General features: G+C 72.0%; 17 protein-coding genes. 8 read left to right on the plus strand and 9 right to left on the minus strand.

All coding sequences use genetic code 11. From position 1 onward, the window contains the following. Nucleotide 1: 1 nt before the first annotated feature. From ABTY20_RS21260 to ABTY20_RS21295, 8 genes are read right to left on the minus strand one after another with little or no spacing between them, the layout of a single operon-like run. Nucleotides 2–925 (minus strand): carbohydrate kinase family protein, encoded by a 924-nt coding sequence (locus ABTY20_RS21260; RefSeq protein WP_351998576.1) that lies wholly within the window; start codon nt 923–925, stop codon nt 2–4. Beyond that, nucleotides 922–2055 (minus strand): sugar phosphate nucleotidyltransferase, encoded by a 1134-nt coding sequence (locus tag ABTY20_RS21265; protein ID WP_351998577.1) that lies wholly within the window; start codon nt 2053–2055, stop codon nt 922–924. Before ABTY20_RS21265 ends, ABTY20_RS21260 begins: the two co-directional genes overlap by 4 nt. Further along, on the minus strand, nt 2048–4141 hold the full coding sequence (locus ABTY20_RS21270; RefSeq protein WP_351998578.1) for a glycogen/starch synthase: 2094 nt from the start codon (nt 4139–4141) through the stop codon (nt 2048–2050). The genes ABTY20_RS21265 and ABTY20_RS21270 overlap by 8 nt, the downstream gene beginning before the upstream one ends. 2 nt (nt 4142–4143) lie before the next feature. Next, on the minus strand, nt 4144–5613 hold the full coding sequence (locus tag ABTY20_RS21275; protein WP_351998579.1) for a phosphotransferase: 1470 nt from the start codon (nt 5611–5613) through the stop codon (nt 4144–4146). Nucleotides 5614–5620: 7 nt separating this feature from the next. Then, the gene (locus ABTY20_RS21280) at nt 5621–6421 is read right to left on the minus strand and encodes an ABC transporter permease (protein ID WP_351998580.1); all 801 of its coding nucleotides are present in this window, start codon (nt 6419–6421) and stop codon (nt 5621–5623) included. Further along, complete coding sequence (locus tag ABTY20_RS21285; protein WP_351998581.1) at nt 6418–7227, minus strand: ABC transporter permease; 810 nt, start codon at nt 7225–7227, stop codon at nt 6418–6420. Before ABTY20_RS21285 ends, ABTY20_RS21280 begins: the two co-directional genes overlap by 4 nt. Continuing rightward, a complete protein-coding gene (locus ABTY20_RS21290; protein WP_351998582.1) occupies nt 7224–8270 on the minus strand; it encodes an ABC transporter ATP-binding protein in 1047 nt (348 codons plus the stop codon). Before ABTY20_RS21290 ends, ABTY20_RS21285 begins: the two co-directional genes overlap by 4 nt. Then, nucleotides 8267–9559: an aspartate aminotransferase family protein gene (locus ABTY20_RS21295; RefSeq protein WP_351998583.1), complete on the minus strand. Its 1293-nt coding sequence runs from the start codon at nt 9557–9559 to the stop codon at nt 8267–8269. Before ABTY20_RS21295 ends, ABTY20_RS21290 begins: the two co-directional genes overlap by 4 nt. 259 nt (nt 9560–9818) lie before the next feature. On the opposite strand from ABTY20_RS21295, the gene ABTY20_RS21300 reads away from it, so the two are divergent. Together ABTY20_RS21300 and rfbB are read left to right on the plus strand one after the other, a co-directional pair. Continuing rightward, nucleotides 9819–10886 carry a glucose-1-phosphate thymidylyltransferase gene (locus ABTY20_RS21300; RefSeq protein WP_351998584.1) on the plus strand — a complete coding sequence of 356 codons (1068 nt, stop codon included), beginning with the start codon at nt 9819–9821 and terminating at the stop codon, nt 10884–10886. Continuing rightward, nucleotides 10883–11860 carry a dTDP-glucose 4,6-dehydratase gene (gene rfbB / locus ABTY20_RS21305; protein ID WP_351998585.1) on the plus strand — a complete coding sequence of 326 codons (978 nt, stop codon included), beginning with the start codon at nt 10883–10885 and terminating at the stop codon, nt 11858–11860. Before ABTY20_RS21300 ends, rfbB begins: the two co-directional genes overlap by 4 nt. Nucleotides 11861–11927: 67 nt before the next feature. Here rfbB and ABTY20_RS21310 read toward each other — a convergent pair whose 3' ends face one another. Further along, complete coding sequence (locus tag ABTY20_RS21310) at nt 11928–12965, minus strand: LacI family DNA-binding transcriptional regulator (protein ID WP_351998586.1); 1038 nt, start codon at nt 12963–12965, stop codon at nt 11928–11930. Nucleotides 12966–13208: 243 nt separating this feature from the next. On the opposite strand from ABTY20_RS21310, the gene ABTY20_RS21315 reads away from it, so the two are divergent. The 6 genes from ABTY20_RS21315 (at nt 13209) to ABTY20_RS21340 (ending at nt 21287) form a co-directional block, all read left to right on the plus strand. Further along, the gene (locus tag ABTY20_RS21315) at nt 13209–14483 is read left to right on the plus strand and encodes an extracellular solute-binding protein (protein WP_351998587.1); all 1275 of its coding nucleotides are present in this window, start codon (nt 13209–13211) and stop codon (nt 14481–14483) included. Nucleotides 14484–14509: 26 nt separating this feature from the next. After that, the gene (locus tag ABTY20_RS21320; protein WP_351998588.1) at nt 14510–15532 is read left to right on the plus strand and encodes a carbohydrate ABC transporter permease; all 1023 of its coding nucleotides are present in this window, start codon (nt 14510–14512) and stop codon (nt 15530–15532) included. A gap of 8 nt (nt 15533–15540) precedes the next feature. Further along, complete coding sequence (locus ABTY20_RS21325) at nt 15541–16413, plus strand: sugar ABC transporter permease (RefSeq protein WP_351998592.1); 873 nt, start codon at nt 15541–15543, stop codon at nt 16411–16413. A gap of 27 nt (nt 16414–16440) precedes the next feature. Then, complete coding sequence (locus ABTY20_RS21330; protein ID WP_351998589.1) at nt 16441–18126, plus strand: glycoside hydrolase family 13 protein; 1686 nt, start codon at nt 16441–16443, stop codon at nt 18124–18126. Further along, nucleotides 18114–19172 carry a LacI family DNA-binding transcriptional regulator gene (locus ABTY20_RS21335; RefSeq protein ID WP_351998590.1) on the plus strand — a complete coding sequence of 353 codons (1059 nt, stop codon included), beginning with the start codon at nt 18114–18116 and terminating at the stop codon, nt 19170–19172. The genes ABTY20_RS21330 and ABTY20_RS21335 overlap by 13 nt, the downstream gene beginning before the upstream one ends. A gap of 411 nt (nt 19173–19583) precedes the next feature. After that, nucleotides 19584–21287: a carbohydrate-binding module family 20 domain-containing protein gene (locus ABTY20_RS21340; protein WP_351998591.1), complete on the plus strand. Its 1704-nt coding sequence runs from the start codon at nt 19584–19586 to the stop codon at nt 21285–21287. The last annotated feature ends 48 nt before the right edge of the window (nt 21288–21335 follow it).

Here is a 21335-nt window from a genome sequence, read left to right on the forward strand (position 1 = left end):
TTCACTCCGCCGCGGTCTGCGCGCGGGCGCAGGCCGCGCGCAGACCGGGCAGGTCGATGAACTCGGTGTGGGTGCCGGCGGCACCGCAGGCGAAGGCCCCGGACACCGATCCGGCCAGGACGCACTCCTCCACCGGCCGCCCCTCGAAGTGGGCGTGGAGGAACGCGGTGACGAAGGCGTCGCCGGCCCCGTTGGAATCGACGACGGGCCGCTCCGGCCGCACGGCCGGGAAGTGGCGCACCTCCGTCTCGCCCCGCACGAGCAGGTGGCAGCCGTCCGCTCCGTCGGTGGCCACGACGAGGCGGGCCCGGCCCTCGTCGACGATGCCGTGCAGGACCTCCGGAAGCCGGTCGTGGACGGCCGCGGCGCTCATGAAGACGTAGTCGGAGGCGAGGGCGTAGGTGCGGTGGTGGGGGTTGACGCCGTCCCAGTCGTGCAGGTCGGTGGAGCTGGGCACCCCGAGCCGGTGGACGTCCTCGTACAGGTCGCGGTTGTGCCCCACGATGGAGAGGTGGACGTGGCGCGCCCGCTCCAGGTGGGGCAGGTAGAAGGCGCGCGGCAGCCGCAGGTCCGCGGGGTGCCGGGAGTCGTAGAAGGAGAAGCGGCGGCCTTGCGCGTCGACCAGGTTGACGCCGCGCGGGGTGCCGTGCGGGGACACCACGTGGCTGAAGTCCAGACCGTGCCCGGCGTACGCGGCGAGCACGGCGTGTCCCTGGGGGTCGTCACCGAGGAAGTCGATGAACTTGGTGGTGAGGCCCAGGGCGTGCCAGCCGAGCGCCACGCCGTTGCCGGTATGGGCCACGTAGTCGTGCACCGGCGGCACGTGCAGCGAGTCGCCCGGGGGGACCTCCAGCCTCTCGACGCGGACGACGGTGTCCACGCCGGCTCCGCCGACCACCAGGACGTCGTAAGGGGACGGGCTCATGCACAAGTTCCTTCCGTGACGGCCGCGGTGTCCTCGACCCGCTGCACCTGTCCGTTCTCCAGGACCACCGCCGAGTCGATGTCCTGGCCGGGGCCGACCGTGGCACCGGGCAGCAGCACGCTGCGCCGGACCCGGGCGCCCGCCCCGACGGTGACGCCGGGGAAGAGCACGCTGTGCTCCACCCGGCCGTCGTTGACGAGGTCCGCCGGGACCAACGAGGCGACCACGCCCGGGGAGTCGGCCACCCAGCCCCGGTCCACCCCGGGCCGGACGGTCCTGGGCATCCGCTCGACCGGGAGTCCGGCCCGCGGTCCGCCGGCCGCGAGCATCAGGTGCGCCCGGTGGTAGCGCTCGACGGTGCCGATGTCCTCCCAGTGGCCGGCTACCTCGTGACCGCGGACGTCCTCGCCGCCCGCGAGCATCGCGGGGATGACGTCGCGGCTGATGTCGTGCTGCCAGTCGGTGCCGTCCAGCTTCTCCAGGTAGCGGTGGAGCACCGCGGCGTCGAAGACGCAGAACGCGGCGAACACCAGGTCGCTGGTGGGTTCGGCCGGTTTCTCCACGAACTCGGTGAGCCGGCCCGCCCGGTCGAAACGGACCATCCCGAACAGGTGGACCCAGCGCCGCTCGATCCGCTGGTAGGCGACGGTCAGGGCGGCGCCGGAGGCCCGGTGCTCCGCGATCAGCGGCCGGTAGTCGAAGCGGTAGACGTGGTCCGCGTGCAGCACCAGGACCTGCTCGTGACCGCCACCGAAGACGTGCCCGGCCTTGCGGATCAGGGCGTCCGCGGTACCGCGCTCGGCCGGCCGGGTGCGTGCGGGCAGCTCGCGGGGGAGCCCGGCGCCCGCGGCCCGGTAGGCGTCGTCGTACGGCCCGAAGTGCACCCGGAAGTCCGGGCCGCGGTTCCACACCCGGTGCAGGTCGTCCATCAGCCGCCGCTCCTCGTACTGGGACAGCAGCAGTACCTCCCCCAGCCCCGAGTCGCGCGCGTTGGCGAGGCTGAAGTCGATCAGGCGGCAGGCGCCCCCGTACGGGACGAGCGGCTTCAGGCGCCCCTCGCCCAGCGGCCCCATGCGCCGCCCCTCACCGCCCGCCAGCAGCACCGCGCGCACCCCTCCCCGCTCAGCCATGACGGGCCTCGTCCCAGGTGACCCGGCCGGAGGACAGCGTCAGCAGCAGCCGCGCCCCCGGCCTTGGCGGTGGTCCCTCGAACACGCCGGGCGCGGTGCGGCGCAGCTCCCGCACCCCGGGCAGCGCCCGGGCCGCCGGGCCGCGCGGGGCCGGGGTCACCAGCTCCACCCGCTCGGCGTGCGGCAGCCGGTACACCAGCCCGCCGTCGCCGGTGACCGAGCACCGCTCGCGCAGGGCGCGCACCTCCTCGGCGGTCACCGCGGCGGGACAGCGGTCCGCGACCCGCTCGCACGTGCCGAAGTCGGCCCGCTCCCAGGCCGCGTGGAAGAACCGCCGGGCGGCCGGGGCGTCGAGGGGCGCGCGGCGCGCGTACGCCGCCGGGTCGCCGTGGGCGAGGGCCGCCTCCTCGGTGATCTCCTCGTCCTTCAGCAGGTCGAACCAGCCGTGTCGCAGGGCGCGTTCGGCGGGCAGCTCGGCCGGCTCGCCCCGCCACAGGCGGCCGAACGCGGCGAGGTGCAGGTCCGCGCAGTGCTCCCAGGTGAACTGCCGGGCGACCGCCGCCGCGCGCCGCGACAGCTCCCGGTGGCGGGCCGGTTCCCCGGACCACAGCGCCACCGCCTCCCGGATGCGCGCGACGAGCGCGGCGGTGAGCAGCGGGTCGTCCTCGGCGAAGGAGCGGTTGACGGCGAGGCCGGTGGTCTCCGGCTCGGGCCGGGCGTGCCGGAAGTGCGCCATGCCCTCCTGCGCGGTCGCGATGGGCACCGCCCCGCACACCATCGCCTCGCCCTGGGCGATGAGGAAGGTGTCCATCTCGAACTTGGAGGGGAACAGGCAGAAGTCGGCGGCCGACGCGTACTCGAACACCCGCCGCTCGTCCACCCGTTCCGACTCCAGGCGCAGCCGGCCCCGGTGCCGCTCGGCGACCTCGCGGAAGTAGGGGTCGTCGAGCGGGGCGCCGGAGATGCAGCGCACGACGAAGTTCGCGGCCAGGCCGTCGGCCAGCACCCGGTCGACGGCGCGCATCAGCTCCAGCTGGCCCTTGTGGTGCAGGGCGTAGCGCGCGTTGTGGAAGAACGTCGGCAGCGCGGGATCCAGTCCCAGCCCTTCGAGCACGGCCCGCCGGTCCACCTCGTCCGGGTCCCAGGCGAGCCACCGGTCGGATATGGCGCAGCCCCCGACGAACATCTTGTGCGCGTTCTCCTTCACGGCCCGTGACAGGGGCAGGTGCGTGAAGAGCGCCTCGAAGGGCGTGTCCCGGAAGGAGGCGTAGAAGTCGAGCTGGCCGGGCGAGAGGAAGTCGATCAGATCGGCGTTCTCCAGGACCAGTCGGTAGACGGCCACGTGGTCCGGCGGGTACTCGTAGTGCAGATGGGTCAGTTGCTGGTACTGGCGCACCGCTTCGAGGTCCGGTCCGGCCGGCGGGTGCTCCTGCGGGAAGTCGGCCGGCGCGCCCAGGAGTTCGAGCAGGCGGCGGACCTCGGGCGCGTAGACCCGCTTGGTGATCGGCATGTTGCTCTGCACCGTGCTGACGACGTGCTTCGTCGGGTCGTCGCGCAGCGCGGCCGGCAGCAGGTAGTGGTAGAAGGGCTCGTGGGCGTGGACGATCGCCCGCTCCCCGCCGAACCAGTGGCGCAGGAAGCGCACGCTGTCCACCTGGAAGACCAGCGGCTTGAAGAAGACCAGGTCCCGGCCCTTGGCGTCGTAGGGCGGGTAGAAGGTGTCCGGGAGCCGGTCGAGGTGCTCGTTGGACAGGAAGTACAGGTCCACGCCGTCGAGGCGGATGCGGTGCGCGGTGGTGCGCACGGGCAGTTCGGTCTCGGTGGGGAAGCCGTGCCACACCTCCGGGTCGAGGACCAGCGGCAGTACGTACTCGTCCGTGTAGCCGAGGTCCTCCACCTGGTACCGGCCGCGCAGGTCGTCGAGCCTGCCGTGCGCGGGGGTGACCAGGGAGACCCGGTGCCCGCGGGCGGCGAACTCCCGGGAGAGGTTCCACAGGTACACCGAGGTGCCGCCCTGCAGGAAGGTGTGGTCGAAGCCGCAGCATTCGAAGTAGGTCTCGATGATGTGCATCGGGGGCTCGGTCACGTTCACGTCCTTGCTGGAAGGGTCGGGGCCGGGGGGCGGGCGCCGAGCGCGAGGGCGTGGCGCAGGTCGATCGCGGCGTGGTAGGGACGGGCGTGGTCGATGTTGTAGGCGAGTTCGTGCAGCAGCCGGTCCAGGTACAGCAGCCGGCGCAGGGGGTCGTCCACCGTGCGTCCCAGGAGCAGCCGCAGCACGTGCGCCCGCCAGACGTCGGCGGCGTGGAAGACCGGGCGCGGCACGGGGCGCTGCCCGGGCGGCCGGTCGCCGGCGCCGTCCAGCGCGTCCCGCATCGTCTCCATGGGGTCGACGCCGAGGCGCCGTGCGCTCTCGAAGGCCGCCTCGTCGGCGGTGAAGTACTCCAGGGCGCGCTGGACGGCGACCAGGTCCTGGACCGGCGACTGCGCGGCCCAGCCCGCCTCGCCGGGGCCGAGGGCGGGGGTGGACACGTCGATGACGTTCATCGACCAGCCCCCGTCGTCGCGCGGCCGGCACAGCAGGTGGGACAGGTGCAGGTCGCCGTGGCACGGCCCCGAGGGGAACCTCGCGGGGGCGGCGTCGAAGGCGCTCCGCAGCGCGGCGGTCTCCTGCCGCAGGGCCGTGAAGGCCGCGGCGCGCGGGGCCTCGGGCAGGTCGATGTCCGCCGAGGCCAGTGCGTCCGTGCGGGCGGTGGCCCGGGCCAGGATCTCCCGTGCCGGGTACGGCGGCACGGGACCCCGGCCGAGCCGGCCGGCCAGGTCGCGGTGGAAGCCGGCCAGGAAGCGTCCGGCGTCGCGCAGGTTGTCCGCGAGCGGACGCAGGTGGGCCCGCACGGCGTCGTCGAGGGGGCCGGGGGCCTGTCCGTCGGTCACCTTCGGCCACAGGGACCGCACGCTGTGCCTCAGCGGCAGGTCGATCCCGTCTCCGGGGGCGTACCGGTAGAACACGCCCAGCGGGCGGTGGGCGCCGTCGGCGGGGTCGACGTAGGTGTAGTCGCCCGCCCAGTCGGGGGTGCGGCCGGTCCCGTTCATGAGCCGCAGGAGCTCCGGCTCCCGGACGGTCTCGTCCAGCCGCCGGTAGGTCTTGTGGACGTAGGCCGTCCCGTCGTCCTCCACCAGGGACAGCACGTTGGAGGACCAGCCCCGCTCGAAGGGCAGCCGGCGCACCGAGCGCGCGGTGAGCCCCGCGCCGCGGAAGAGCACCCGGCCGCCGCGGGCGGTGGGCAGCCGGCGTCCGGCGCGGACCGCGGCCAGCACGGCGGAGTCGAACCCGACGCCGCCGTGCGCCTCCTCGACGCCGTGTCCCGTGGGTGCGGACCGCACCGGGACGAAGTAGCGCCGTCCCGACGCCGGACCGCCGACGGCGGCCACGACCAGCAGGCGGGCGGTGGCGCCGAGGTCCGCGTGGTCGACGCACTCGAAGCGCTCGGCCCGCCGGTCGTCCTCGGGCATCCACGGAGCGGTGCGCAGTAAGGGACCCAGATCGTCGTTTCTCATCATGCCAGGCTCAACTCCCGGTCATCTCGTAGCGGTTGACGCCGCGGCGCCAGACGGTCAGCGCGAGGGCCAGGGCGCCGGCGGTCACCACGGGCAGCCAGCCGAGCAGACCGGTCCCGCCGCTCAGCAGGTAGACGCAGGGCACGTAGGCGGTGAAGGCGAAGGGCAGGACCCAGGTGAGCAGGGCCTTCAGCGAGGGGTGGTAGACGTCCAGGGGGTAGGCGGAGAACTCCGACACCTGGTTGGCCGCGTACATCGCGGGCATGCTCGTCACCGTCCAGAAGGACAGGGAGGCGAAGAGCAGCTTCACCGAGGTGTGCAGCAGCGCCCCGCACAGCACCAGCACGGGCGCCAGCACCCACTGCACGGGACTGAGCGACAGGCCGAGCTCGCCGCCCGCGTATCCCACCAGGACGGCGCCGACGACGAGTTCGCCGAGCCCGTCGGGGTGGAAGAAGCGTTCCGACAGCAGGGAGAACAGCGGGTCGACCGGCCGGACGAGGTAGCGGTAGAACTCCCCGCGCTGGACCAGTTTGCGGCCCAGTTCCCACAGCTGGTCGGTGAAGAGGTGGTCGAGCCCGCGCGGCAGCAGGGAGAACCCCAGAAGGAACAGCACCTCGTGGTACGACCAGCCGCCCACGGCGGGGACCTGCCGGAAGACGAGCCCGACGACCGCCGTCTGGACGCCGACCCGCACCAGGAAGGCGCCCGCGCCGAGCACGAAGTCCGTGCGGTACGCGGCCAGCCGGTGCAGGCCCACCCCGCCCAGGAACCAGGCCAGCCGCAGGTACCGCGTCATGGTGCGCGTCATCCGCCGAGCACCTCCAGCCGTCCCAGGGCGGCGTGCCACAGCGCGGCGCACAGCAGCGACAGCCCGGCCGCCCAGGCCGCCTGCTGGACGAGCACCCCGGCGGCGTCCGTCCAGCCGTCGTAGCGGCCGAGCAGCAGGGTCAGCGGACCGTCGACCATGCCGCGGAAGGGCAGGGCCTTCGCGAGGGCGGCCAGCGGGCCCGGCATCAGCGCGAGGGGCACGAGCTGTCCGGCGAAGAAGGCGACGACGCTCTGCTTGACCATCCGCACGCCCCAGGTGTTGGTGGTGAGGAAGCCGGTCATGCCGGTCAGCAGGTTCACGCAGAACGCCAGCAGCACCGACAGGACGGTGGAGACGGCGAACAGCAGCAGGTCCGCCGGCCGGGGCGCGGTGAGCGGGACGAGCAGCGCGAACAGGCCGAGGACCGGCAGGCCGACCAGGACGGCGTTGGCCCCCACCACGGGCAGGCAGGCGAAGAACCGCATCACCGGGTAGCTGACGGGGCGCACCAGCATGACCGCGACGTCGCCCCGGTACACCTCGGCCGCGACCTCGTCGTCCACCCGGTTGGTGTGCAGCACCTGCAGGATCTGGGCCACCAGCAGGTAGGTGGTGATGTCCTCCACGGTGAAGCCGCCGGGTCCGCGGCCGGGTGTGCCCGCGTACACGGCGCGCCACAGGAAGACGGTCACCGCCGCGCCGGCGGCCGCGGTCATCGCGGTCATCGCGAACATGGAGCGGTACTGCAGCAGGGACTGCAGGCCGCTGGTGGCGAACGGCGTGTAGCGGCGCAGGCGGGCGGTCACGCGGCACCGTCGGGGACGCGGTCGGTTCCGCCGGGCGCGCCGCCGGGAACGCGTGCGCGGCCGTAGATCTCGCGGAGCACGTCCTCCAGGCCGGGTTCGGGGGCGTACCAGTCGGCGAGGTCGAAGCGGTCCAGGAGGAAGGTGAGGACCTGCCGGGAGGTGTAGCGGGCGGTCGGGTAGTCGACACGGACGCGGCCGCCGTCGTCCGGTGCGGTGCGCACGCCCGGCAGACCGGCCTCGATGCGGGCGCGGACGGAACCGGCCGCGGTGCCGTCCCGGTGGTCGAAGACGACCGAGCGGTGGTCGGCGGTGCGCAGCAGGTCCTGCAGGGTCCCCTGGTGCACGACCCGGCCGTGGTCGACGACCAGGACGCTGTCGCAGATCGCGGCGATGTCGGCGATGTCGTGGCTGGTGAGCACCACGGTGGTGCCCAGCTCCCGGTGGGCGCGGTTGACCAGGTGGCGCACCGCGTCCTTGAGCACCATGTCGAGGCCGATGGTGGGCTCGTCCCAGAACAGGACGGCGGGGTCGTGCAGCAGGCTCGCCGCGATCTCGGCGCGCATCCGCTGGCCGAGGCTCAGCTGCCGTACGGGGGTGGAACCCAGCGCGTCGATGTCGAGGAACTCCCGGAACAGGTCCAGGTTGCGCCGGTAGACCGGTGCGGGGACGTCGTAGATGCGGCGCAGGATGCGGAAGGAGTCCGGCACCGACAGGTCCCACCACAGCTGGCTGCGCTGGCCGAAGACGACGCCGATGGTGCGGGCGTTGCGCTGCCGGTGCCGGTACGGCTCCAGCCCGGCGACCGTGCAGCGGCCGGAGGTGGGGGTCATGATGCCGGTCAGCATCTTGATCGTGGTCGACTTGCCGGCCCCGTTGGCGCCGATGTAGGCCGTCTTGGTGCCGGCCGGTATCTCGAAGGAGACGTCGTCGACCGCGCGGACCACGCGGTGGCGGCGGGTGAGGAGGGTGGAGAGGCTGCCGAGCAGGCCGGGTTTGCGTTCGGCCAGCCGGAACTCCTTGACGAGGCGTTCCGCCACGATCACGCGATCACCCGCTCGAGGGCCTTCTCCAGCAGCCGCAGACCTTCCTCGAGCAGGGCCTCGTCGAGGGTGAACGGCGGGGCCAGGCGCAGGATGTGACCTCCGAGGGCGGTGCGCAGTCCCAGGTCGAGGGCCGTGGTGTAGACGGCCCGGGCCGTCTCCGGCGCGGGCGTGCGGGTGGCGGGGTCGGTGACGAACTCCAGGCCCCACAGCAGTCCGAGGCCGCGTACCTGCCCCAGCCGGTCGAAGCGGGACTCCAGGACACGCAGCCGGTCCTCCACGATCTCGCCGAGGACGCGTACGCGGTCGATCAGCCGGTCGCGCTCCACGACCTCGAGCGTGGCGCGGGCGGCGGCGATGCCCAGCGGGTTGCTCGCGTACGTCGAGGCGTACGCCCCCGAGGTGGCCGCCTCCGGCCTGCGCAGCAGCTCCGCGCGGCCGGCGAGGACGGCGAACGGGAACCCGCTCGCGGTGCCCTTGGACAGCATCGCCAGGTCCGGTTCGATGCCGAAGAGGTCACCGGCGAGGAAGGCCCCCGTGCGTCCGCCGCCGGTGAGCACCTCGTCCGCGACGAGCAGGACGCCGCTCTCCCGGCAGGCGTCCGCGACGCGTTCCCAGTAACCCGGCGGCGGCACGATGACACCCGCCGCGCCGAGGACGGGCTCGAAGACCAGCGCGGAGACGTTGGGCTTCTCGGCGATGTGCCGGCGCACCAGCGTCGCGCAGCGCACGTCGCACGACGGGTACTCCAGCCCCAGGGGGCAGCGGTAGCAGTAAGGGCTGTAGCCCAGAACGCTGTTGCCGCTGAACGCCTGGTGGCCGATGTCCCAGTGCACGAGCATCCGGGCGCCCATGGTCTTGCCGTGGAAACCGTGCCGCAGGGCGCCGATCCGGTTGCGTCCCGGCGGCGCGGTCGCCTGGACGACCCGCAGGGCCGCCTCGACCACCTCCGCGCCGGTGGAGAAGAACGCGTAGGTGTCGAGCCGCTCGGGCAGCAGCCTGGCGAGCAGGTCCAGCAGGTCGGCGCGGTCCGGTGTGGCGCTGTCGTGGACGTTCCACAGACGGCGGGCCTGGGCGGTGAGCGCCTCGACCACCTCCGGGTGTCCGTGGCCCAGGGACTGGGTGAGGGTGCCGGCGGCGAAGTCGAGGTACTGGTTGCCGTCGAGGTCGGTCAGCACGGGACCGCGCCCCTCGGCGAACACCCGGCGTCCGTGGACGGCTTCCTCGGAAGCGCCCGGCGCCAGACGCCGGGCCTCCCGTGCCAGGTGCTGTGTCTGCCGTAAACCTGTCATCGCTGTCCCTGCCCGTCGGACCGGCTGCACGCAATCGCCGGCGAACTGCGGTGTGACACACCACGGTTGGCGGCTCGGCTTGAGTCAAACACTTGAACGCAGACGACTGCAAGACTTTGCGGATCGTTTCAGAAACCTGTTGCGAACGATCGCGGCAGTCTGCTTGAGTCGACGTGCCCACGGCGACGCCACGCCTCCGATGCGAGGAGAGACCTGTGAGAAAACACCCCCGGACCGGTCCGCCCCTGCGGAGGCCGAGGTGAAGGCCCTGGTCCTGGCAGGTGGAACCGGCAGCAGACTGAGGCCGTTCACGCACACCGGCGCCAAGCAGCTGCTCCCCATCGCCAACAGACCCGTGCTGTTCTACGCGCTGGACTCCCTCGCCGCGGCGGGCATCGGGGAAGTCGGCGTCGTCGTGGGGTCGCACGGCCGCGAGATCCGCGAACGGACCGGCGACGGTGCGGAGTTCGGGTTACGCATCACCTACCTGCAACAGTCCCGCCCGCTCGGCCTCGCGCACGCGGTGCGCATCGCCCGCGACTTCCTCGGCGACGACGACTTCCTGCTGTACCTGGGCGACAACTACCTCCCGCAGGGCGTCACCGACTTCGCGCGCCTCGCCGCCGCCGACGCCGCGGCGGCCCGGCTGCTGCTGACCCCCGTCGCGGACCCCTCCGCGTTCGGAGTCGCGGAGGTCGACACCGAAGGGAACGTGCTGCGCCTGGAGGAGAAGCCCGACACCCCGCGCAGCGCGCTCGCCCTCATCGGCGTGTACGCCTTCAGCCCGGTCGTGCACGAGGCGGTGCGCGCCATCGCCCCCTCCGCGCGCGGCGAGCTGGAGATCACCCACGCCGTGCAGTGGATGGTCGACCAGGGGCTGCGCGTGCGCGCCGAGACCACCACCCGGCCCTGGCGCGACACCGGCAGCGCGGAGGACATGCTGGAGGTCAACCGCCACGTCCTCGACGGGCTGGAGGGCCGGATCGAGGGCAAGGTCGACGCGCACAGCACGCTGATCGGCCGGGTCCGGGTGGCCGAGGGCGCGGTCGTGCGCGGGTCACGCGTCGTCGGCCCGGTGGTCATCGGCGCGGGCGCCGTCGTCAGCAACTCCAGCGTCGGCCCGTACACCTCCATCGGGGAGGACTGCCGGGTCGAGGACAGTGCCGTCGAGTACTCCGTCCTGCTGCGCGGCGCGCAGGTGGAGGGGGCGTCCCGCATCGAGGCGTCCCTCATCGGCCGAGGCGCCGTCGTGGGCCCGGCCCCCCGTCTTCCGCAAGCTCACCGTCTGGTGATCGGCGACCACAGCAAGGTGTACCTCACCCCATGACCACAGCGATCCTCGTCACCGGCGGGGCGGGTTTCATCGGCTCCGCCTACGTCCGCCACCTCCTGTCGCCCCGGGGGCCCGGGGGCACGGCGGTGACCGTCCTCGACAAACTCACCTACGCCGGCAGCCTCGCACGCCTCCACGCGGTGCGCGACCACCCCGACCTCACCTTCGTCCAGGGCGACGTGTGCGACCCGTCCCTGGTGGACGTGCTGGCCGGACGCCACGACCAGATCGTGCACTTCGCCGCCGAGTCGCACGTCGACCGTTCCATCGCCGACAGCGGCGCCTTCACCCGCACCAATGTGCTGGGCACCCAGGTGCTGCTCGACGCCGCGCTCCGCCACGGCGTGCGCACCTTCGTGCACGTCTCCACCGACGAGGTGTACGGCTCCCTCCCCCAGGGGGCCGCCAAGGAGAGCGACCCCCTGCGGCCCACCTCGCCGTACGCGGCGTCGAAGGCGGCCTCGGACCTGATCGCCCTGGCCCACCACCGCACGCACGGGCTGGACGTCCGGGTGACCCGCTGCTCGAACAACTTCGGGCCCCACCAGCACCCGGAGAAGCTCATCCCGCGCTTCCTGACCCGCATCCTGTCGGGCGGCACCGTCCCGCTCTACGGCGACGGACGGTACGAGCGCGACTGGCTGCACGTCGACGACCACGTCCGGGCCGTCGAACTGGTCCGCGTGTCGGGCCGGCCTGGGGAGGTCTACAACATCGGGGGCGGCACCTCGCTGCCCAACCTGGAGCTCACGCACCGACTGCTCGCCCTGTGCGGCGCGGACCCGGACCGGATCGAACACGTCGAGGACCGCAAGGGGCACGACCGGCGCTACGCGGTCGACCACGGCAAGATCACCGCCGAACTCGGATACCGGCCCCGCACCGACTTCGCGGCCGCACTGGCCGAGACCGCCCACTGGTACGAACGCCACGCGGACTGGTGGCGTCCGCTGCTCGCGTCCGCGTGACGGCGGGCCGGACCGGGACCGCCGGACCTCGGCCCCGGCGCGCCGCGTCCGGGCGGCGGCCGGCGGGTCAGTCCTGGTCCGGCGAGCGCTGTCCGCTCCGTGGACCGGCGGCGGTGGACCCCCGGACCACCAGTTCCGGCATGAGGACGAACTCGGTGCGCGGCGGCGGTGTTCCGGACATCTCCTCCAGCAGCGCGTCCACGGCGATCTGCCCCATCGCCTTGACGGGCTGTCTGATCGTGGTCAGCGGAGGGTCGGTGAAGGCGATGAGCGGCGAGTCGTCGAAGCCGACGACCGAGAGGTCGCCGGGAACCGTGAGGCCCCTCTGACGCGCGGCCCGGACGGCGCCGAGGGCCATCATGTCGCTGGCGCACACGACGGCCGTGCACCCCCTGTCGATCAGTGCGGACGCCGCCGCCTGGCCCCCTTCCAGGGAGAACAGCGAGTGCTGGATCAGCTCCCCGGCCTCCTGCGCCGACAGCCCCAGGTGCTCGTGCAGACCGATGCGGAAGCCCTCGATCTTGCGCTGGACCGGCACGAAGCGCTCCGGTCCGAGCGCGAGCCCGATGCGTTCGTGTCCCAGCTCGGCCAGATGCGCCACGGCCAGGCGCATGGCGGCCCGGTCGTCCGGGGAGACGAAGGGAGCCTCGATCCGGGGGGAGAACCCGTTGACGAGCACGAAGGGCACACGCTGCCGGCGCAGCCGGTCGTAGCGTCCGGTGTCGGCGGTGGTGTCGGCGTGCAGCCCGGAGACGAAGACGATGCCGGCCACCCCGCGGCTCACGAGCATCTCGGTGAGTTCGTCCTCGGTCGAGCCCCCCGGCGTCTGCGTGGCCAGGACGGGCGTGTACCCCCGGCGCGTGAGCGCCTGGCCCATCACTTCGGCCAGCGCGGGGAAGACGGGATTGTCCAGCTCCGGTGTGATCAGGCCGACCAGCTCCGCGCGGCGCTGCCGCGACGGGTACTCGTACCCCAGCGTGTCGAGTGCGGCGAGCACGGAGTCGCGGGTGTCCGTGGCCACACCGCGCGCGCCGTTGAGCACGCGGCTGACCGTGGCCTTACTGACGCCCGCCTGGGCTGCGATGTCGGCGAGCCGCATGGTCATGGCAGGGCACTTTACCGGTCGGCCGTCGCCGTGCCCACTGCGTGGGGAGAACGACGGGACTGCGCGGTACGCCTGTCCGTCGCCCGCACAATGGCTGAAACTGCTTGCAGCAAATTGCCGCAACGTCTTTCGGCGCCCTTTCGTCCCTGTTACGTTCCTGGCAACCCCGGCGCCGCGTAGGAGCGGTTGGCGTGAGGCCTCGATGCCTCCGCCCGATTCCGGGAAGAAACAGGGGAGTTCACAATGCGACGTGGCATTGCGGCCACTGCGCTGGTCGCGGCCCTGGCCATGACGGCTTCGGCGTGCGGCGGGGACGACGACGGCCGGAACGGTGCCGACGGAGGCAGCGGGGAGCTGTCGGGAACCGTCACCTTCTGGGACACCTCCAACGAGGCGGAGAAGGCGACGTACCAGGCCCTCGCGGAGCGTTTCGAGAAGAAGCACCCGAAGGTCGACGTCAAGTACGTCAACGTGCCGTTCGGCGAGGCGAACGCCAAGTTCAAGAACGCGGCGGGCGGCAACTCCGGTGCCCCGGACGTGATGCGCACGGAGGTGGCCTGGGTCGCGGACTTCGCCAGCATCGGCTACCTCGCCCCGCTCGACGGCACGGCCGCCCTCGACGACGCGTCGGACCACCTGCCGCAGGCCGCGGCCAGCACGAAGTACGAGGGGAAGACCTACGCGGTCCCGCAGGTGACAGACACCCTGGCGCTCTTCTACAACAAGGACCTGCTGAAGAAGGCCGGCGTCCGGGCGCCCGCCTCCGTCGCCGAGCTGAAGACGGCCGCCGCCAGGATCAAGGAGAGGACCGGCGCGACCGGCCTCTACCTGAGAGGCGACGACCCGTACTGGTTCCTGCCCTACCTCTACGGTGAGGGCGGCGACCTGGTCGACGAGAGGAACAGGACCGTCACCATCGACGACGAGCCCGGTGTGAAGGCGTACCGGACCCTCAAGGACCTGGTGGACGACGAAGCGGCCATCACGGACGCGTCCGACGGCTGGAACAACATGCAGAACGCCTTCAAGTCGGGCAAGGTCGCCATGATGATCAACGGCCCGTGGGCCATCGAGGACGTCAAGGCGGGAGCCCGGTTCAAGGATCCCGCCAACCTCGGAGTGGCCCCCGTCCCGGCCGGCAGCGCCGGCCAGGGATCACCCCAGGGCGGGTGGAACCTCTCGGTGTACGCCGGCTCGAAGAACCTCGACGCCTCCTACGCCTTCGTGAAGTACATGAGCTCCGCCGAGGTGCAGCAGGAGACCACCGAGAAGCTGAGCCTGCTCCCCACCCGCACCTCCGTCTACGAGGTGCCGGCCGTCGCGGACAACGAGATGGTGAAGTTCTTCAAGCCGGCGGTCGACAAGGCCGTGGAACGGCCGTGGATCGCCCAGGGCAACGCCCTCTTCGAGCCCATCCGGCTGCAGATGGCCAACGTGCTGGCCGGCAAGACCAGCCCGGACGAGGCGGCGTCGAGCACCGGCGACGCCTACCGCAAGCTGCTCAAGGACTACAAGTAGGCCACGGGAAGGCGGACCGACGACCCATGGCTGTCGAGACCGGCCGGCCGGTGACGAAGGCCGCGGGCACCCAGGGTGCCCGCGGCCGGGCCCACCGCACCGGCCACAAGAACCCCAGGACCCCGGGGCGCCTGCGCAGGGCCCTGGCCACCCACTGGTACGCCTGGAGCATGGTCGCCCCCGTGGTGGCCGTGATCGGCGTGATCATCGGATACCCCCTCGCACGCGGCGTCTGGCTGTCCTTCACCGACGCCAACGAGGCCAACGTCGAGCGCACCATCGGCGTCAACCACATCCCCGCGACGTACGAGCACGTCGGACTCGCCAACTACCGGGCGATCCTCGGCGACGGCGTCTTCTGGGACCGGCTCGGCTGGACCGTGGTGTGGACGGTCAGCTGCGTGGCGCTCTCCTTCGCCCTCGGGCTGGCCCTGGCCGTCATGCTCAACCGCACCTTCAAGGGCCGCACCCTGTACCGCACGGCCCTGGTCCTGCCCTGGGCGGTACCGGCGTTCGTCTCCGTGTTCACCTGGCGCCTGCTGTTCAACGAACGCAGCGGCCTGTTCAACGAGCTGCTCGCCGGCGCCGGGTTCGACCGGATCTCCTGGCTGAACGACCCCACCTGGGCGAAGATCTCCGTCATCGCGGTGAACGTCTGGGTGGGCGTGCCGTTCATGTTCATCGCCCTCCTCGGCGGTCTGCAGTCCATCCCCCCGGACCTCTACGAGGCCGCGGAGATGGACGGGGCGAGCCCTTGGCAGCGTTTCCGCCACATCACCCTGCCCGGACTGCGGTCCGTCTCGAGCACGGTCGTCCTGCTCAGCACCATCTGGACCTTCAACATGTTCCCGGTGATCTTCCTGCTGACCCGGGGCGGCCCGGGCGACGCCACCGAGATCCTGGTGACGTACGCCTACCGCCTGTCCTTCGTCATCAGCCCGCGGGACTACTCCACGTCCGCCGCCTGGGGCGTGCTGATCCTGCTCCTCCTGGCACTCGTCACCGCGGCCTACCGCCGCGCACTGCGCAAGCAGGGAGACACCTGGTGACCGACACGATCACGCGCACCCCCGTACGCACCGAGCCGCCGGCCTCCGCCCGCAGGCGCGGCGAGCGCGGCCCGCTGGCCTCGCTCGGACTGCACCTGACCCTGCTGACCGCCTCCGTCGTCGCGGTCCTCCCCCCGCTGTGGCTGCTGGCCACCTCCTTCAAACCGAAGACCGAGGCCTTCGACACCTCGCTCGTCAAGGACTTCACACTCGGCAACTACCGCCATGTCGTACGCGACACCGACTTCCTGTCCTGGCTGCAGAACTCGCTGGTCGTCGTCGGACTGACCACGCTGATCGGTGTCTTCGTCTCCGCCACCACCGGCTACGCGGTGAGCCGTTTCCGCTTCCCCGGCATGCGTCCCCTGATGTGGATGCTCCTGCTCACCCAGATGTTCCCGGTCGCGGTGCTCATCGTGCCGCTGTACAACCTGCTCGCCGGCCTCGGGCTGCTCAACCAGCCGGTCGGGCTGGTCGTCACCTACCTCACCGTCGCCGTGCCGTTCTGCGCCTGGATGATGAAGGGCTACTTCGACGGCATCCCGGTCGAGATCGACGAAGCCGGCCGGGTCGACGGGCTCACCCCGTTCGGTACGTTCTGGCGGCTGGTGCTGCCCCTGGCAAAGCCGGGGCTCGCCGTCACCGCCTTCTACACCTTCATCACCGGCTGGGGCGAAGTGGCCTACGCGTCCGCCTTCATGACCGGCGAGGAGAACCTCACGCTCGCCGGAGGCCTCCAGACGTTCGTCAACCAGTACACGAGCGACTGGGGCGCGCTGACCGCGGCCGCCGTGATCATCGCGGTCCCCGCCGCGGTCGTCTTCGGACTCGTCCAGCGGCACCTCGTCTCCGGTCTGACCGCAGGCGCCACCAAGTCCTGACCGCCCCCCGACGCAGGCAGGAGAACCATGACCCAGTACCTTGCCGAACCCGGCACCCGTACCCGACCCTCCGGCCCCGGCGAACGCCCGGGCTGGTGGCGGGAGGCCGTGATCTACCAGGTCTACCCCCGCAGCTTCGCCGACAGCGACGGCGACGGGGTGGGCGACCTCCAGGGCATCCGCTCCCGGCTGCCGTACCTGAGGGACCTCGGCGTCGACGCCGTCTGGCTCAGCCCCTTCTACGTCTCGCCCCAGGCCGACGGCGGCTACGACGTCGCCGACTACCGGGCCGTCGATCCCGTGTTCGGCACGCTGCTCGACGCGGACGAACTGATCCGCGACGCGCACGCCCTGGGACTGCGCGTGATCGTCGACGTGGTCCCCAACCACTGCTCGGACCAGCACGACTGGTTCCGGCGCGCCCTGCGCGAGGGCCCCGGCTCCCCGTTGCGCGACCGCTTCCACTTCCGGCCGGGACGCGGGCCCGCCGGTGAGGCTCCCCCCAACGACTGGGAGTCCGTCTTCGGCGGCCCCGCCTGGACGCGCACGAAGAACCCGGACGGCACACCGGGGGAGTGGTACCTGCACCTCTTCGCTCCCGAACAGCCCGACTTCAACTGGGACAACCCGGCCGTGCGGGACGAGTTCCGCTCCGTCCTGCGCTACTGGCTCGACATGGGCGTCGACGGCTTCCGCGTCGACGTCGCCCACGGCCTGGTCAAGGCCGCGGGGCTGCCCGACACGGGGCGCACCGGACAGCTGAAGCTGCTGGGCACCCAGCCACTGCCCTTCTTCGACCAGGACGGCGTGCACGAGATCTACCGGTCCTGGCGCAGGATCCTGGACGAGTACCCGGGGGAGCGCATCGGCGTCGCCGAGGCGTGGACACCGAGCGCCGAACGCACGGCCAACTACCTGCGGGCGGACGAGCTGCACCAGGCGTTCAACTTCCACTACCTGGGCGCCGGCTGGGACGCAGGCGCCCTGCGCCGGGCCATCGACGACTGCCTCGACGCCATGCGCCCGGTGGGCGCGCCCAGCACCTGGGTGCTGTCCAACCACGACGTCGTCCGGCACACCACCCGCCTCGCCGCGGACGGTCCCGAGCAGGGGACGCGCCGGGCCCGCGCGGCGACGCTGCTGATGCTGGCCCTGCCCGGCTCCGCCTACCTCTACCAGGGCGAGGAGCTCGGCCTGCCGGAGGTGACCGACCTGCCGGACGAGGTGCGACAGGACCCCTCGTTCTTCCGGGACAACGGGCAGGACGGACTGCGGGACGGCTGCCGGGTACCGATCCCGTGGTCGGGGACCGAGGCGCCGTACGGCTTCGGACCCGTCGCGGGCGGGCCGAGCTGGCTGCCGCAGCCGACGAGCTGGAGGCACCTGTCGGTCGAGGCGCAGTCCGGTGACCCCGGCTCGACGCTGGAGCTCTACCGCAGTGCCCTGGCACTGCGCCGGAGGCACCCCGCCCTCGGCGCCGGCGACGGCGTGGAGTGGCTGGAGGCCCCCGAGGGCGTCCTCGCCTTCCGCCGCACCGCGAGGGGACCCGGCGACCGGGCCTGGGACGGCGACCTGGTCTGCACCGTGAACCTGACCGGTGCGCCGGTGCGGTGGACCCCGCAGGGGCGGCCGCTGCTCAGCAGCTGCGAGCCGGTGACCGGGGGCGACGCGGCCGTGCTCCCCGCGGACAGCACCGTCTGGTGGGCGGTGTGACCCTCTCCCTGACGCGGGGTGCCGAGCACGGTGCCCCGCGGCTCACCGACATCGCCGCGCAGGCCGGGGTGAGCGAAGCCACGGCGAGCCGCGTGCTCAACGGGAAACCCGGCGTCGCACCCGCCACCCGGCGGCGGGTGGTGGCCGCACTCGACGTCCTCGGCTACGAGCGGCCCGTACGGCTGCGCCAGCGCAGCGCCGGCCTGGTCGGTCTGGTGATCCCGGAGCTCACGAACCCGATCTTCCCGGCTTTCGCCCAGGTCATCGAGCAGGTGCTGGCCGGGCACGGGTACACGCCCGTGCTGTGCACCCAGATGCCCGGCGGATCCACCGAGGACGAACTGGTGGAGCAGATGGAGGACCGGGGCGTCACGGGCATCGTCTTCCTGTCCGGACTGCACGCGGACACGACGGCCGACCCGGCCCGGTACCACGAACTCGCCTCCCGCCGCCTGCCGTTCGTCCTGGTGAACGGCTACAACGAGCGCATCACGGCGTCCTTCGTGTCGTCCGACGACCGGTCCGCGGTACGGATGGCGGTGCGCCACCTGGCCGACCTGGGGCACACCAGGGTCGGACTGGCCGTCGGCCCCACCCGTTTCGTGCCGTCGCGGCGCAAGGCCGAGGGCTTCCTCGCGGCCGTGCGTTCCTTCTGCGGGATGCGGGCGGAGGAGGCCGAGGCACACATCGAGCGCACCCTGTTCACGGTGGAGGGAGGCCACGCGGCCGCGGCGGCGCTGCTGGACAGGGGGTGCACCGGCCTGGTCTGCGGCAGCGATCTGATGGCCCTGGGCGCGATCCGCGCGGTGCGCGAACGCGGCCTGTCGGTTCCGCACGACGTCTCGGTGATCGGGTTCGACGACTCACCGCTGATCCCGTTCACCGACCCACCGCTCACCACCGTGCGTCAGCCGGTGCAGGCGATGGCGACCGCGGCGGTGGGGGCGCTGCTGGAGGAGGTCGGCGGCACCCCCGTCCAGCGGACCGAGTTCGTCTTCCAGCCGGAACTGGTCGTGCGTGGTTCCACGGCGCGGCGCAGCGGATGAGCGCACCGGCCCGGGGAGAGGCTCCGCAGCCGACCCCGGTCGGGGCCGCGGGGCGGCATGAAGGCTGCGGAGCCCCGGCTGGAGTCCGGTCCGGCGGGCCGGGCGCGTGGGCCCGGACGACCGTCGGGGCCTCCGGTCCGCCGGACCGGACGGTGATTGAACGTAACACCTCTGAAACGCTTGCGAAAGACTTTGCAGAGCAGCAATGTGCCTCCGTGCCAGTGACGTTGAGGTTTCCGGAGAAGGAACCAAGAGTCCCGTCGCGAAGGGTTGACCGAGGGTGAAGGGACTCGTACGGTCTCGATCGCAACAACTTGCTGACGTGTTTCAGCAAGATTCCCCAGGCCTGTCGGGCACGGCGCGTTGCTGCGTGAAGGCCTCTCGTCCGCATCAGGTGGATCAGGAGGAACTATGGCCCACAAGACCGTGGCCACTGCACTCGCCCTCGTGGCGGGAGCCGCTGTGGTCGTCACGGCGCCCGGAACCGCGCAGGCGGACCCGCCCGGCGACAAGGACGTCACCGCTGTGATGTTCGAGTGGAACTTCGACTCCGTCGCCAAGGCCTGCACCGACGACCTCGGGCCGGCCGGGTACGGGTACGTGCAGGTGTCACCGCCGAACGAGCGGGTCCGGGGCCCGCAGTGGTGGACCGCGTACCAGCCCGTCAGCTACAGGATCGGCACGAAGCTGGGCGACCGCACCGCCTTCAAGAACATGATCGACACGTGCCACGCCGCAGGCGTCGAGGTCGTCGTGGACACGGTGATCAACCACATGGCCAACAGTGCCGGCACGGGGACCGCGGGCTCCTCCTACAGCAAGTACGACTACCCCGGCCTGTACTCCAAGTCCGACATGGACGACTGCACGAGGGACATCGACAACTACGGGGACAGCTGGAACGTCCACCACTGTGAACTGTCCGGCCTGCCCGACCTGGACACCGGTGAGGAGTACGTCCGCAAGACGATCGCCGGGTACCTGAACGACCTGCTGTCCCTCGGGGTGGACGGCTTCCGCGTCGACGCGGCCAAGCACATCCCGCCGGGCGACCTCGCCGACATCAAGGGCCGGCTCAGCGACCCGGGCGCCTACTGGAAGCAGGAGACCATCGGGGCGCCCGGTGAGGCCGTGCAGCCCGGCCAGTACACCGGCACCGGTGACGTCCAGGAGTTCTCCTTCGCCAAGGACCTGAAGCGCGTCTTCTCCGGCGAGAAGCTGGCGTACCTGAAGAACTTCGGGGAGGCCTGGGGCCACGTCCCCAGCGGCAAGGCCGCCACCTTCGTGACCAACCACGACACCGAGCGCCACCACACGACGCTGACCTACAAGGACGGGGCCGACTACACCCTCGCCCACGTCTTCATGCTGGCCTGGCCGTACGGCTCACCGGACGTCCACTCCGGCTACGAGTTCAGCGACGACGCGGGCGGCCCCAACAACGGCCAGGTCAACGCCTGTTACACCGACGGGTGGAAGTGCCAGCACGCCTGGCGCGAGATCGCGGGCATGGTCGGGTTCCGCAACACCGCCGGCAGCGCCGCGGTGACGGACTGGTGGGACAACGGCAACGACGCCATCGCCTTCGGCCGCGGCAACAAGGCCTACGTCGCGATCAACCACGAGTCCGGCTCGCTGACCCGCACCTTCCGGACGTCGCTGCCCTCCGGCACCTACTGCGACGTCCAGAGCGGCAAGGCCGTCACCGTGAACGGCTCCGGGCAGTTCACCGCGACCCTCGGCGGCAACACGGCGCTCGCCCTGCACACGGGGGCGACCAGCTGCGACCCCGGACCCGGCCCGGACCCGGACCCCGAGGTCGAAGCCGGCGCCTCGTTCGGCGTCGACGCCACCACCGCCTGGGGCGAGAGCATCTACGTCACCGGCGACAACGCCGCGCTCGGCAACTGGAACCCCGCCGCCGCACTCAAGCTCGACCCGGCGAGCTACCCCGTGTGGAAGCTCGACGTCGCCCTCCCGGCCGGCACCTCCTTCGCGTACAAGTACCTCCGCAAGGACGCCACCGGCAAGGTCACCTGGGAGAGCGGCGCCAACCGCACCGCCACCGTCCCGACCAGCGGCAGGACACTGCTGAGCGACACCTGGCGCAGCTGAACCAGGGAAACGCCCCGCCCCGCCGACCGAAGGACCGCCCGGTTCGCC

Source organism: Streptomyces sp. NPDC126497 (assembly GCF_040302425.1).
Taxonomy (GTDB): domain Bacteria; phylum Actinomycetota; class Actinomycetes; order Streptomycetales; family Streptomycetaceae; genus Streptomyces.

Coding starts and splice junctions, on each gene's coding strand:
- ABTY20_RS21340 (WP_351998591.1), top strand. CDS start 19,584: ATGGCCCACAAGACCGTGGCCACTGCACTCGCCCTCGTGGCGGGAGCC.
- ABTY20_RS21280 (WP_351998580.1), bottom strand. CDS start 6,421: ATGACGCGCACCATGACGCGGTACCTGCGGCTGGCCTGGTTCCTGGGC.
- ABTY20_RS21320 (WP_351998588.1), top strand. CDS start 14,510: ATGGCTGTCGAGACCGGCCGGCCGGTGACGAAGGCCGCGGGCACCCAG.
- ABTY20_RS21330 (WP_351998589.1), top strand. CDS start 16,441: ATGACCCAGTACCTTGCCGAACCCGGCACCCGTACCCGACCCTCCGGC.
- ABTY20_RS21260 (WP_351998576.1), bottom strand. CDS start 925: ATGAGCCCGTCCCCTTACGACGTCCTGGTGGTCGGCGGAGCCGGCGTG.
- ABTY20_RS21265 (WP_351998577.1), bottom strand. CDS start 2,055: ATGGCTGAGCGGGGAGGGGTGCGCGCGGTGCTGCTGGCGGGCGGTGAG.
- ABTY20_RS21310 (WP_351998586.1), bottom strand. CDS start 12,965: ATGACCATGCGGCTCGCCGACATCGCAGCCCAGGCGGGCGTCAGTAAG.
- rfbB (WP_351998585.1), top strand. CDS start 10,883: ATGACCACAGCGATCCTCGTCACCGGCGGGGCGGGTTTCATCGGCTCC.
- ABTY20_RS21295 (WP_351998583.1), bottom strand. CDS start 9,559: ATGACAGGTTTACGGCAGACACAGCACCTGGCACGGGAGGCCCGGCGT.
- ABTY20_RS21275 (WP_351998579.1), bottom strand. CDS start 5,613: ATGATGAGAAACGACGATCTGGGTCCCTTACTGCGCACCGCTCCGTGG.
- ABTY20_RS21315 (WP_351998587.1), top strand. CDS start 13,209: ATGCGACGTGGCATTGCGGCCACTGCGCTGGTCGCGGCCCTGGCCATG.